Annotated in this window: 12 protein-coding genes; 3 read left to right on the top strand and 9 right to left on the bottom strand. The window is 35.9% G+C overall.

Features of this window, described 5'->3' with window-relative positions; translation table 11 throughout:
- Positions 1 to 259: 259 nt before the first annotated feature.
- The 4 genes from VB796_RS14480 to VB796_RS14465 all read right to left on the bottom strand — a co-directional run bounded on the left by VB796_RS14480 (position 260) and on the right by VB796_RS14465 (position 4355).
- Positions 260 to 1354: a hypothetical protein gene (locus VB796_RS14480; RefSeq protein WP_323347279.1), complete on the bottom strand. Its 1095-nt coding sequence runs from the start codon at positions 1352 to 1354 to the stop codon at positions 260 to 262.
- Positions 1355 to 1445: 91 nt separating this feature from the next.
- Entirely contained in the window at positions 1446 to 2006 is a 561-nt protein-coding gene (locus VB796_RS14475) for a hypothetical protein (protein WP_323347278.1), read from the bottom strand.
- A gap of 235 nt (positions 2007 to 2241) precedes the next feature.
- The gene (clpX, locus tag VB796_RS14470; protein ID WP_323347277.1) at positions 2242 to 3489 is read right to left on the bottom strand and encodes an ATP-dependent Clp protease ATP-binding subunit ClpX; all 1248 of its coding nucleotides are present in this window, start codon (positions 3487 to 3489) and stop codon (positions 2242 to 2244) included.
- A 155-nt stretch (positions 3490 to 3644) separates the two neighbouring features.
- Positions 3645 to 4355 (bottom strand): ATP-dependent Clp protease proteolytic subunit, encoded by a 711-nt coding sequence (locus tag VB796_RS14465; protein ID WP_323347276.1) that lies wholly within the window; start codon positions 4353 to 4355, stop codon positions 3645 to 3647.
- A 304-nt stretch (positions 4356 to 4659) separates the two neighbouring features.
- On the opposite strand from VB796_RS14465, the gene VB796_RS14460 reads away from it, so the two are divergent.
- The gene (locus VB796_RS14460) at positions 4660 to 5037 is read left to right on the top strand and encodes a helix-turn-helix transcriptional regulator (protein ID WP_323347275.1); all 378 of its coding nucleotides are present in this window, start codon (positions 4660 to 4662) and stop codon (positions 5035 to 5037) included.
- Between the two features lie 188 nt (positions 5038 to 5225).
- Positions 5226 to 6197 (top strand): hypothetical protein, encoded by a 972-nt coding sequence (locus VB796_RS14455; protein ID WP_323347274.1) that lies wholly within the window; start codon positions 5226 to 5228, stop codon positions 6195 to 6197.
- A 179-nt stretch (positions 6198 to 6376) separates the two neighbouring features.
- Here VB796_RS14455 and VB796_RS14450 read toward each other — a convergent pair whose 3' ends face one another.
- Both VB796_RS14450 and VB796_RS14445 read right to left on the bottom strand, forming a co-directional pair.
- Positions 6377 to 6820, bottom strand: coding sequence for a GNAT family N-acetyltransferase (locus VB796_RS14450; RefSeq protein ID WP_323347273.1), 444 nt, complete (start codon positions 6818 to 6820; stop codon positions 6377 to 6379).
- Positions 6821 to 6953: 133 nt separating this feature from the next.
- Positions 6954 to 7742: a hypothetical protein gene (locus VB796_RS14445; protein WP_323347272.1), complete on the bottom strand. Its 789-nt coding sequence runs from the start codon at positions 7740 to 7742 to the stop codon at positions 6954 to 6956.
- Between the two features lie 171 nt (positions 7743 to 7913).
- Between VB796_RS14445 and VB796_RS14440 the strand changes: the two genes are divergently transcribed.
- The gene (locus tag VB796_RS14440; protein ID WP_323347271.1) at positions 7914 to 8069 is read left to right on the top strand and encodes a hypothetical protein; all 156 of its coding nucleotides are present in this window, start codon (positions 7914 to 7916) and stop codon (positions 8067 to 8069) included.
- A 119-nt stretch (positions 8070 to 8188) separates the two neighbouring features.
- On the opposite strand, the gene VB796_RS14435 is transcribed toward VB796_RS14440, so the two are convergent.
- From VB796_RS14435 to VB796_RS14425, 3 genes are all read right to left on the bottom strand, one after another.
- Positions 8189 to 9301 (bottom strand): DEAD/DEAH box helicase, encoded by a 1113-nt coding sequence (locus VB796_RS14435; protein WP_323347270.1) that lies wholly within the window; start codon positions 9299 to 9301, stop codon positions 8189 to 8191.
- A 121-nt stretch (positions 9302 to 9422) separates the two neighbouring features.
- Positions 9423 to 10190: a glucose 1-dehydrogenase gene (locus VB796_RS14430; protein WP_323347269.1), complete on the bottom strand. Its 768-nt coding sequence runs from the start codon at positions 10188 to 10190 to the stop codon at positions 9423 to 9425.
- Positions 10191 to 10230: 40 nt separating this feature from the next.
- A complete protein-coding gene (locus tag VB796_RS14425) occupies positions 10231 to 13449 on the bottom strand; it encodes a PQQ-dependent sugar dehydrogenase (protein ID WP_323347268.1) in 3219 nt (1072 codons plus the stop codon).
- Positions 13450 to 13685: the final 236 nt, after the last annotated feature.

Below are 13685 nucleotides of genomic sequence, written 5' to 3'. Positions count from 1 at the left end.
GTAAGATAGGTTTTCAACCTGTCAATAAAGTTCAAATAGCTACGATGGAAAAAATTACGTCAGGTTAGAAACCTGACCTACTGGTCAACTGCCCAAAAATTAGTCGCTTACCTCGCCCACAATGGAATTGGAGTGACGACCTTTCTTCGGCTTCAAGCCGTAGTATAGTCAAAACGGCTGGAAGCCTAATAATACTGGTCACTCCAATTCCATTGTGGGCGAGGCAAGCGACTGAATTATTTACAGGTTAAAACCTGTGTTACATTTCCTCTCCGCCCAAAATCTCTTTCATTTGCTTGCCACTCAAACGATTACGGTACTGTTGTGCCAAAAGATACTCACTTTCAAAAACCTTGATGAGCATATCTCTTTGGGCTTTTATCTTGGAATTTTGGGTGCTTAATTTGGTTAATTCTGGTAAAACATCTTGTTTTTCTTGACGATGTTTTTCTATTTCTGTTTTATGTTTTTCTATTTCTGTTTCCCAATCAGCCACTTTTTTTACTTTGTCTTTTTGTAATTGATTTCTCTTTTGGAAAATAGTTAAATCATCTTTCAAAACCGTTAAATTTCCCAACAATAATTTACCCGAAAACATGAATAAAAAGAAAATGAAGCCAAATAAAGCTACTGATTTCATAGGTGATTGCGTAGCATAAATCTGTGCAAAAACAAAAAATGCAGAAGCTAAAGGCATTCCAACTTCTTCCAAGATTCGTTTCCACGTGCTTTCTTTTACGTCATCGTGTAGGAATGAAATTCTACCGAAAAGGTTAAACATCCCTGCCATAAAAACCCCTGCGGCAATTAATTGACTTTGCTGAAATTGTCCACGCAAAGATTCTTCAATCAAAAAATAATTCCCAACCGCAATTCCACACGCTAACAGTAAACCAACGGTTGTTCTTGGTAAGTGATGCTGTTCGGTAAATTCCTGACTTTTAAGGTCTTGAATCTTTTGTTCCAATTCTTTTACCAAACTTTCTTTTTCGTTTACCCAATAATTCAGTTCGCCGATTTTTTCCTCTTTTTGCTCAATAACACGGTCAGTTTCAGCCGTTTGTTGGGCGAAATAATGCTTGATGATAGAGATTTTTTCGTCGGGATTTGAACCTGAAAGTCCAAAAATAACGCCTTCATCTCGTAAAATATCTTGATTGATGAGCCAATCAGGTTCTCGGAAATCTGCCGTTTGTACTTGCGAGGAAGGTAAATTTACAAATTCTACCACTTCTGTATCTTCACGGATAACTTCAGTGGCAGGCAATACTTCTACCGACGGCTCTGCGACGTTTTTATTTTTATCTGCCAAAGGCAACTTAAATATGGACTTTATTTTATCGAAAACGGACATTGACAGTTTGAATAGTTGGGCGTGAGGCTTAAAATTGAAGAAAAATCTCCGATTAGCCAACGAAAATATGAAGAATGGCTATTTTAAGGAACTAAACAGAGCCAATTAGCCCTAAAATTGTAAAAACTAAGCCAATAAAGGCTGCAAGTCCAGCTACAAAATTTAATAATCCCAAAATAGCCAAAACGATACCGATTCCTAACAAAATTAAACCAATTTTCAAGAATGGACTCAAATCACTAAAACCAGAAGGCTTGGCAGTATTAGCCATTTTTTTCTGTATTTTCTTTAAAATGATTTTCTGAGCGAAATTCATTTTTACGACTTTCGTATTGGCTTTTACTTCGTCACTCGGTTGTGCTACTTTGGTCAAAAATTGCTTCACTTCATTCTCGTATTTGGTGTTTTTTACGGCATTTTCTAAAGCAATAATTTCTGAATTTGAAGCGACCAAAGTTGGCTCTACATTTTCAATTTTTGGCGTTTCTGATAAAACCACAATAGATTCTGAAGTAGAGTTGATTTTAGGCTTAATTGATGATTTTACGGAATGATTTTGAGTTACAACCGTAAAATAGCCTTTTTGATGTGTACAAGATTGAGCAATTGCTAAAACTGAAATTGCGGCTAAGATTAGTTTAGATGAACGCATGAGGAATTAAGGTTTGTTGTTTATTTTTCAACGATAAAATGGCTTTAAAGATTATTTCAGAACTATGATTTATTTGATGAATTGAAGTTAATATTTTTCCTTACTACAAAAACTAAAATCAGGATTATCAGATTTTGTCATCCTAAAATTAATAAATCGTAATGCTATTAGTTCAGACAAAAAATGCCCACAAACTAAATTTGCAGGCATTTTTGATAAAACTTACAGATATTCTTTACGCTGCTTTCTTCATTTTATGAAATACTGTGCGTTCAAATTTCTCACGGGCATACGGAAGCGTGATGGTCAAATGTTTAATATCCGTTTGAGAAGGTAATTCAAACATGGCATCGGTAATGATTGCCTCACAGATTGAACGCAAACCTCTCGCCCCTAATTTATATTCCATCGCTTGGTCAACGATATATTCTAAAGCTGCTTTTTCAAATTCCAAATCAATACCTTCCATCTTGAAAAGTTTATGATATTGCTTGGTAAGAGCATTTTTAGGGTCAGTCAAAATGGTTAATAAGGTATCTTTATTCAAAGGATTCAAGAACGTAACTACTGGCAAACGACCCAATAATTCTGGAATTAAACCAAAAGATTTTAAATCTTGCGATGTGATATAACGCATCAAGTGATTATCGTCAAATTCTTCAAAGAAATTATCATCCGAACTAAAGCCAATTGGTTGGGTGTTCAAACGTTTTGAAATATGTCTTTGAATTCCGTCGAATGCACCTCCGCAAATGAAAAGGATATTTTCGGTATTAATCGGAATCATTTTCTGGTCTGGGTGCTTACGTCCGCCTTGTGGTGGGCAGTTTACAACCGCACCTTCCAACAATTTCAAAAGAGCTTGTTGCACACCTTCGCCCGATACGTCACGGGTGATTGATGGATTATCAGATTTACGAGCAATTTTATCAATTTCGTCAATAAATACGATACCCATTTCTGCTTTTGCCACGTCATAATCAGCCGATTGAAGCAAACGTGTCAAGATACTTTCTACGTCTTCACCCACGTAACCTGCTTCCGTCACAACGGTGGCATCGGCAATACAGAAAGGTACTTGCAACATTTTGGCAATGGTACGAGCCATGTAGGTTTTCCCCGTTCCAGTTTCACCCACCATGATAATATTCGATTTTTCGATATAAATATCATCTTCTTTTACTTTGGGCTGCATCAATCTTTTGTAATGATTATACACCGCAACACAAAGGTGACGCTTGGCTTCGTCCTGACCAATGACGTATTGGTCGATATAATTTTTCATTTCAATTGGCTTAATCAATTGAAACTTAGGAGCTTTCTTTTGTTTTTGTTTTTCAGAATGAAGTTCCGTCTGCACGACCTGATACGCCTGCGACACACAATCGCTACAAATATGTCCGTCCATACCTTCCATCAACAAAGGCACTTCACGCTGTGAACGCCCACACAGGACGCAATATGGTTGTTGTTGCTGTTTCATGTTATTTAGCTTTCAGCCAAAAGCTTCGGCTATCAATTTTGATTTTTAAGTGTGCAAAAATACTGAATTTAAAATGAAAAATGCTTACCTATCTATAAAGAAGTAGAGACAAGGCAATGCCTTGTCTCTACAATAAATTTCAATAAAATTGGAGATTATCTTGTTAACACCTCATCAATTAAACCGTATTCTTTTGCTTCTTCAGCACGCATCCAGTAGTCACGGTCTGAATCTCTTTCGATTTCTTCAAATGATTTTCCTGAGTGATGAGCTAAAATTTCGTACAATTCTTTACGAATTTTCACGATTTCACGAGCTGTAATCTCAATATCACGAGATTGTCCTTGAGCTCCGCCCGAAGGTTGGTGAATCATGATACGTGCGTGTGGCAATGCTGAACGCTTACCTGCCGTACCACCTGCTAATAAAACTGCACCCATTGATGCCGCCAACGACGTACAAATTGTTGAAACGTCAGGACGGATATAGTGCATGGTGTCATAAATTCCAAGACCTGCATAAACCGAACCACCTGGCGAGTTAATATACATCATAATGTCTTTTTTGGCATCGGTTGATTCCATAAATAACATTTGAGCAACAATGATATTTGCCATATAATCATCCACAGGAACACCCATGAAGATGATTCTGTCCATGATTAAACGAGAAAATACATCAATCTGAGCAAAACGCATTGGGCGTTCTTCGATGATGTATTGTGTCATATCTTCAATAAATGGACGACTTGTACCGCCAATATTATTTGCCTGATTCATGTATTGGTCAACTGCCAAACCGTTCAAACCTCTATGATGTACGGCGTATTTTCTGAATTCTTCTGAACTTAATTCTTTTGGAAACATATTTTAAATTAGATTTATGTAATGTGATTTTTTAAGTCTAAAATTTATCTTCTCATCAATAACTTACTGATTACGCAAATAGTTCGAGCGAAAAAAACTTGAAACTTATCTGAACAACAATTATGTTATCGAAAAAACTTCGACAGCAAAGATGCAAAAACTATGAAATAATTCTTGTCAGTTTTACAGAGAATTTATCAGAAAAAATGATTTTGTTCATTAAAGCAACAGAAAATCCTTCACAAAAACCTATAAATCAATAAATTACGATTATATTACTCAAAAAATTAACAATTAAGAAATTATGGAAATCGGAGAGAAAATACGTTATGCTCGCCTTTCAAAAGGCTATTCTCAGGAAAATATGGCTGATTTCTTGGGAATTTCAACCTCCGCTTATGGAGATATTGAACGCAATAAAACAGAATTGACCCTCAGCAGAGCCAAAAAGTTAGCAAATATTCTTAAAATGAGTATTTTGGAATTATTAGGTGAAGAAATTCAAACGCCTGAAATTTTGCCAAATCCGCAAAAAACTGATTTAGAATTATTAAAAGAAGAAACCGAAAAACTCAGAGCAGAAACCAATTATTGGCGTGAAAAATTTGAGCATCAAGCAACCATAGAAGCCTTTAAAATGATACAAAGCCAGTACCAAAGAGATAAAATTGGGTTTCGTTAATATGTAATGTTTTTCTATGATACATCATTTTAAACAATTATAAACTCAAAATCCTGATAGTCGATTGATTATCAGGATTTTAAGTTTGATTTAATTATATTTGAAATGATTATCGAAAGATTTTAAATAACACATTGATTTTCAAAACAATAACCTATTCCTAATATTTAGTCATACAAATAAAACCCATGAAAAATATTTTTATCCTCACTTTAATCTATTCAATTTTTTGGTCTTGTAGTGGGCCTGACCCCGAACCTGGAGACGCTCCTTTGCCTACTGCCAATGGAAAATTAGCTATTAAATTTACCGATAGCCGATGGGAAACCAAACCAGATATTACTATTGCCAATAACGATATTATCTCTATTTCTTTTAATATAAAAAAAGGAACTGATGGAGGAAAACCAGTTAAAATGGCGGCTTATGTGACGAATAATCCTGAAAAAATTGGAACACTGTTATTGGACAATATTCGCCTAAAAAATACAGATGAACAAACACGAAGTTTGGAATTGACTTTGCCATCTGTGGGTACAACTGTTTATCGGATTTTTTATGTTGAAATTACAGATAATAAAGGAAATGTCTCTCGAAAAGCAATTAATCTTCTTCCTTCTCCAACAGACCAAATTTCGTCATTCAGTAATATAACTTTGGGAGTTCAAACAAGTAATACGCCAAGTCGTTTTTCATCAACTACTGGCGATTTATATACTGCCTGTGATTTAGATTCTAACTTAAATTTTGTCGATATTTCTTACGCAACAATCGGTTCTCCGTCGATAAAACCTACATTTTTGTCAAATCCAAGAAGAAGTGCTTTGGGATTGGGCAATACGGCTACTGACAAAAACTGTTCTGGAGTATCAACTTCTGGTGGAACTACGGTTTTTTACGCACCAACAAATATTAGTATTGACTGGATAACGGTGAGCGATATAGTTTTAAATAATTTAGCGATTCCCACAACTACGCAAGACTTAGCCATTGAAGCAGGTAAAATCTATATGTTTCAACATACAAGAACTACCAGAAATGGAAAATCAGTAACCAGAAAAGGGTTAATTAAGGTAAATACAATAACCAATACAACATCAACAAGTGGGGCTACTTTAACATCTGGATTGGTTAATTTTGATGTTAAAGTGCAGAGATGAGATTAGAAATTAGAGATTAGAGATTAGAGATTAGAGATTAGAGATTAGAGATTAGAGATTAGAGATTAGAGATTAGAGATTAGAGATTAGAGATTAGAGATTAGAGTGAAGCATCGTTTGTTGGAATTAGTTCCGTTTGGGAAACTAATTTGAGGTTATTTTTGAATTACAAATCACCACTACTTACTTAATTCTTTTCTCATTTTATAATGTTGGATTTCACCGAATAGCAAATATGAATCTTCAAAAATTGTATAACCAATTGATTGATAAAACTTTACAGCATTTTCTCGGGCATCAAGGATAATTTCTTTGATGCCTTTTTCTTTGGCTACATCTTCCAAATATTTCATTAATAATTTACCAACTCCTTTGCCTTGTACATCGGGCGATACTGCCACACAACGCACTTGTCCTTGCGTAGGCGTGTTTGTTTGCATACGTGCTACGCCCACAATTTCGTCAGTTTCAGAATCGACAATCATTGCGTGGTCGGCTTGGTCTTCATCTTTCAAAACTTCACTCCCTTTGAGTTGTCCCCAAGGTTCACGCAAGACGGTAAAACGAAGATTGTAATATTGTTCCCATTCTTGGGCAGTTGAAGGAATTTTGACGATTAGCATATTTTTATTGATAGAGGGGAAGAGTTAAGAGGGAAGAGAGAAGGGGAAATAAGGAAAGAGTTAAGGGAGAGGAGTTAAGGGAAAAGCTACTTTACCCTTAACTTAACTCCATTACTCCTACCTCCTCACCCCTTTAAAGTTCCACAACTTCCGACGTAACGCCTAATTCTAAAAATAAACGTTGCCAATAAGTTGAAATAGCTGGATTATTTTTCTTTCTTGAAGCCGTTGGTTCAAATGGTTTGGCTATAAATATTTGTGCTAAACCAATATTTGAAACTGATGATTTTAAAGCATCGGCATCTTCTCTTGCCCAACCTACTGCGGCAGCATCATCAACAGGTGGATTGGTATGAAAATCTCTACGACCTTCTGCTTTCATGCTTTCTACCATGTCCGACAAAAAGTAGGCTTTTACGTTATAGCCTTTCGCAATAACTTTATTTATTAATGGCAACGCTGCCCAAATATCCGTGTTGTTTTTGCTTGAAGACGTATTTTGAGAAGCCAATTGAGCAAAAACAATTTTCTTGAAAACACTACGCTCTTTATCCATCGACATATTATACTCCGTTGCAATAGCTTCTGAATCAGTAGAACTCGCTCCTGCTACTTCTCCTTTTTCAGTTCTACTTGTTACCTCAACCGCCTTACCTTTTGCAGTATTTTCATGCACGAAATATACCTCAATTTTATCGCCTTTTCCTTTCACATTTTCATCAATCAATTGGCTAATTACTTTGGTATATTTTTCGTTAATAAATTTCTTATTGACATTTACACTTACCGATTTGTCAATAAAAATCATAGAACACGTTTTTGCTTCTTCAACGTCTTCGTACTTTTTACCTGCATCCGAGCAACTTAGCACAAGGCTACTCGCTGGAATAAGAAATAAGTAATATTTTAGTTTATTTTTCATGGGGGTAAATTATGCACTTGATAAATGCTTTTGAAATCGTATCAGCGGTTAATTAATTCGCAAAATAATTAGATTCTTTAGATAATCTTCATTGGTTAATGTTAATTAGTTAATTTTATTGCGAAAAATATTTTAAACGATACCAATAAAGGATAATAGGCAAGAATTAACATGAATAAAAATCAAAAAATATTTAGATGGGTATTTATTATTTTCACGGTTTTGATGGCAATATTAGCCATTCAAATGGGAATGAATACGACTGCCCCTTGGAACAAGAAAAAGGCTGCCATTGAACGAATACAAGCGGATAGCCTTAAAAAATAAACATCAAAATATTACTACTTACGTTAAGTTTATTCAAACAAAAATCGGCGAGTATTTCCTCATAGAATAAAATCTATGATTGAAAATGCTCGCCGAAATTATATAACAGAAATATTAACTTAAATTTTCTTGAAAGAAATGTTCAACAATTTGGTGTATTCATTCAGTCTTTTTACTTCCGACTGTGTTACGAAACAAATTGAAATGCCTCTTTTCCCTGCCCGAGCCGTTCTTCCACTTCGGTGAGTGTAATATTCTGGTTGGTCAGGTAATTGATAGTGAATAACATACGCTAAATCATCTACGTCAATTCCACGTGCAGAAATATCCGTTGCTACCAAAATTTTGAGTTTATGATTCTTAAAAGCCCGCATTACTTTATCCCGTTCCTTTTGTTGCAAATCACCGTGAATGGCATCGGCAGCAAAATTTTTACTGATTAATTGCTTCGTCAAGGTTTGAACTGCGGCTTTGGTTCTACAAAAAATAATTCCTGAAGCCGAAGACATCGTTTGGATAAATTGAACGACATAATCAAATTTATCTCTCTCTTCACAAACAAAATATTGGTGTTCAATCAGATTATTAACTACTTCATTTTTACTCACTTGTACCGTGTGCGTATTCTTCGCCATGTACATATCTACCAATTTTTGTAGAGCCGTTGGAAGTGTTGCCGAGAATAACCATTTTTTGCCATCAGCAGGTGTTTGACGTAAAATGGTATTCAATTCATCCTTAAAACCCATGCTCAACATTTCGTCGGCTTCGTCTAAAATAAGCGTTTTGACGGCTTTCAAACTAATCGCTTTACGGTCTAATAAGTCAATTAATCTTCCTGGCGTTGCCACAATAATTTGAGTAGGTTTTGATAAATTTCGGAGTTGAATATCTATTTTTTCACCGCCATAAACGGCTCCAACAAAGATTTTTTCGGGAGCAAATTTTGTTAATTTGAATAAATGCTTCGCAATTTGCTGGCATAATTCACGAGTTGGAGCTAAAATTAAGCCTTGAACTTCCGTAGATTTCGGATTAATTCTCATCAAAAGCGGTAAACCGAAAGCGGCTGTTTTGCCCGTTCCTGTTTGTGCTTGACCAATAAAATCGTTTTGATTTTTGAGTAAAAAAGGAATTGATTTTTCCTGTATTTCTGAGGGTTTGTTGATGTTCATTTCAGTCAATGCTTGAATGAAATGCTCCGAAACGCCTAATTCTTTGAATGTTGCCAATGTATTATTTTTATTTTGACAAAGATAAGGGTTTAATAGAGAATAGATGATAGAGTTTAGAGAACAGAGATTAGATGACAAAATCTCTAACCTCTAACCTCTATTCTCTGTCATCTAATATCTAAATCGTCGTTCCGCCATCAGCCGTATAAATTCCTCCTGTGCAGTAACCCGAAGCATCGGAAGCTAAGAAAAGGGCTAATCCTGCAATTTCCTCAACGGTTCCCATACGGGCGACAGGTAAGTTTTTCACGAAACGATTTAAAATTTGTTCGTTTTGCCACAAAGCCTCTGAAAACTTCGTTTTGATTAATCCTGGGCAAATAGAATTTACTCTAATGCCGTCAGTTCCCCATTCTTTAGCGGTTACTTTTGTAAGCATATTTAAGGCTGCTTTTGACACCGAATACAAGCCCAAACCTGAGTCGGGCGTAATGCCTGCAATAGAACTGATATTGATAACTGAACCTCCTCCACGCTGTTTCATGATAGGATGAACCATTTTACTAATTTCAAAAGGAGCTTTTACGTTGATATTCATAATCTTATCAAAAGCCCATTCTTCTGCATTTAAAACTGGGCCATAAACAGGATTGGTAGCGGCGTTATTCACCAAAATATCAATGCCTCCGTACAATTCAACGGTTTGCTGTATTAATAATTTGCAACTCGCAATATCACCTGCATTGGCAGCAATGCCCGTACATTCTCCTCCTTGCGAGCGAATATCATCAGCTACTTTGTCTAATTCTTCTTGTTTACGAGAATTGATAACAACTTTTGCTCCACAAGCAGCGTAAAACCGTGCAATGGCTTCACCAATTCCTTTGGATGCTCCTGTGATTAAGGCAACTTTTCCTTCGAGACTAAAAATTTGATTTGCGTTCATTAATATGTTTGATGAGATGTTTTTTGTTCATCAAAGCAAATCAATAATTGTTAATATTCAAAACACTACCAACTTCTTTATTCAATGTACCCAACAGGTACAATAAATTGAGCGTTGCACTTTGTCCATTTGCAATGGTAACAGTATGTTCTGTATTAATTGTAACGGTATCAGTAACAATGGGAATCCGACCACAAGACCAAACACTGGCATCATTCCAATTACCCGTTTTAACAGACTGCATATCAGCACAATAAAGCAATTTTATTTCATCAAAATAAAGACTTTCTGCTTGCGACTGATTTAATTTTATAATCACTTTGCCAATCTGTGTTGGGCTTCCGAATAGATTCCATTCCAAAACATAATGCACCCATTTTTTAGGGTCTGCCATCACAGTTATTATATTGCCTCCTCCGCCATTATTGGTTTCAAATGTTTGTACTTGAAGAGGAAAAGGAGTATTCCCTTCATTATAAACCCAAAATTCAATACCATGAGGAAAATCTGCCACATGAAGAGCAGCATTTTTCCTAAAATCTAACGTTTCATCACTTATTGGATTAGTTATTTTGATAGATTTAGTATTGATAAATGGTGGACTTGTGTTTGCAATATCTAAAGAAGAAATTGAGGAAAAATTTTGCCAATTTGGGTTTAAAGCATCCCCATAAATGATTTCATCTTGGGGAAGTTGTAAGGTTGTAATATTTACCTTAAAAACTCTATCCATATAAACTCCTCTCTTAAAATAATTCCCCTCAAAATACGCTCTAATTCTTACAGTTCCTGTGTCTCCTGTTAAACTGACCGTATTCCCAGACAAAGTTGCTGGACCAGAAATCAACATATACGTGGAAATTTCCTCTGTCGGTGTGGTTGTAGCAATAATTGTAAAGGAAGTATCAGTGGTTAATTTATCAGGAATAGAATCAAAACGCATCACGTAATGAGTAGTTGTTCTATCAACATCAAAAAATCGGTCAATAGGCAATGCAGGTTTGTAGTTTACATTTCCGTGCTGAACCGCTCTGATGGCAACTTTCCCAGGTTTACCAGTCAGTTTAATTTGATTATCAATCGTGTAGGCGGGACCTGTCATAGTAAAGTAGTACAGAGGCGTTACTCCGACCGACGATACCGCAGAAGCAGATAAACTATTGAGTGCATTAATATTAATTTCTTGATTCGGGATTGCGTCAAAAGTAATTGTTTGAGCCATTCCAGCACAATTTACTTCAATATTCTTCACGACGGTTTCGGATAAACCTTGAATGTCAGTAACCTTTAAATAAATTTTGTACCAGTAAGTAGCCTCCCCAACTTCACAACCAACGGCGGGCAACGTAGCAGAAATATTATTCCCAATCAAAGGACTATCCTTGTGTTCATGCCCGTTATGAGCAAAAGCAATCGTCCAACTCAAGATTAAATTATTGGCACTCGTCTGAGCATCTGTAACTATTGCAGAGAGATTAACATTATAGTTTTGATTGGGAGGAATGGAAGTAACAGTATCCAAACTGGTACTTAAAACGATAGGTCGTGTATTATTAGCGTAAATGTAAACAGAATCAACCGCAGAAGTTCCTGTACCATTTTGGTCGGTCACTTTTAGCTTTATTTTATAGGTTTGTGAGGTATCTCCAGAAGGTTTAAATAAATAATGTGGAGCAAGTCCTGTACTAAAAACGACATCATCAATACGCCATTCGTAAGTAAGCTCTGTGGCATCGGGGTCATAAGATTTTATGGCACTAAAGGCAACTGGTAACGGAGCTATTCCATTATTTACATCCACTTCAATCTTTGCAATGGGTGGCGTATCTGCCGATGAATAAGTAATTTTATGAGCTTCGTCGCAGGGTGCCGTGTTACCACTTATATAGTAAATGGCATCTTCCTTAGGGTTGAACGTTACACCTACTATCTGGTCAGGAATCTGGACAAAATCTTCAATAGTAGCTGGGTCATAATTTGCATCAAAAGTCATAGCTCGAATCCATTTTGCTCCAAAATCGGCAAAAAACAAAGCATTATGATATTTTGCAGGAAAACGACTTCCTTGATAAAAATTACCAATAACAATCGTGCTACCCTTAAAAACATCCAAGCCATTATAGAAAAATTCTCCTTCGTGAGTTCCCAATTGTTTCTTTGTAGCTTGATTCAGAAAAACATTGGCATGAAAAGCGTGTTCTCTATACTCAAAAACAGGTTTTCTATTAATAGCAGGAATATAAGTAGAATCGTCAAATGCTTCATTGCTCGAATCTATGCCTTCATAATGTGGCCAACCAAAATTTTGGTCACTCGCCGTAACTGTATTTATTTCCTCTCTTTGATACCCCCCAACGTCTCCCACTATCAAAACGCCAGGATTTCCTTCTTCGGAATGATGCCCTCCAGTATTTGGCATTAAGGTCATTCTATATGGATTTCTAAACCCTTTCGCCCACATTCTTGACTGTGCAGCACGTGGTTTATTAGGCTCATAGTGCGGATTTGAAGCATAACCTTCACCTGTCATTGGGTTAATTCTTAGCACTTTACCATTCAAACTGCTATCCATTTGGCAACGGTAACTACCCACATTTTGGGCTGGTGTGATAATTCCTGCATCAATCGCTTCAAAGACATAACCATTATTCCCTGTATCGTTTCCAACTACCGAACCATCTCCCGTTGAAATCAACAATGTTCCATCATTACCAAATACCAAACATCCTCCTCCGTGATTTGGTCCCAAAACAGGAATTCCATCAGAGGGTACATCACCAATTAAAATGAAGCGACTATCAGCAATCAAAGTCGTAAAATCAGTGTTTATATCAGCAGTATAGCGTGTCACTCGGACTATTGTTCCTGCCTGACTCACGTCATCGCCTCCATCATTACCAGTCAACAAAAACTGTCTATTAACAGAATACATCAGATAGATATACCCATTTACAAGGAAATCAGGGTCTAAAACCATAGAAACTAAACCCAAATCTCCTGTACTTAATACTTCATTAGAAATATCAAGCATTAAATAACGTTGTTCAACATTACTGGAATCATAACGAACAGCCCATAGTTTACCATTAGTTTCGTAGGCAAACATTCTTCCAGTTTGGTCAAAGCTACTCCCTACTAAACCAAAAAAGCCATTTCCATGACTTCCTTTAATTTTTAATTCATCTTGAAAACCAGAAACCTGCCCAAAACTTAAAGAAAAAACAGGTATCATAAAAGATATCAAAAAGAGTTTTTTCATTTTAATAGCAAAGGAAAATATCTTTGTTGATAAAAAATGGGCGATATAATATTTCATTCTTGTAAAAATGAGAGATTGTTTAACCTTACAAAATAAAATCAAAAAACTGAGAATACTTGTTACAACTGACCATAAATTACTTATCGGTCATACTTGATTATGACCGAATATCACAACAACTACCCTCTTCGACACTTTAAAATCTGATTCGTTTAAAAAAAATCAAGACGAATGAA

Origin of the sequence: Arcicella sp. LKC2W, assembly GCF_034931005.1 — a bacterium.
Classification (GTDB): domain Bacteria; phylum Bacteroidota; class Bacteroidia; order Cytophagales; family Spirosomataceae; genus Arcicella.
Note: the sequence above shows the minus strand (reverse complement) of the source record. Positions and strands in the feature narration are given on the sequence as shown.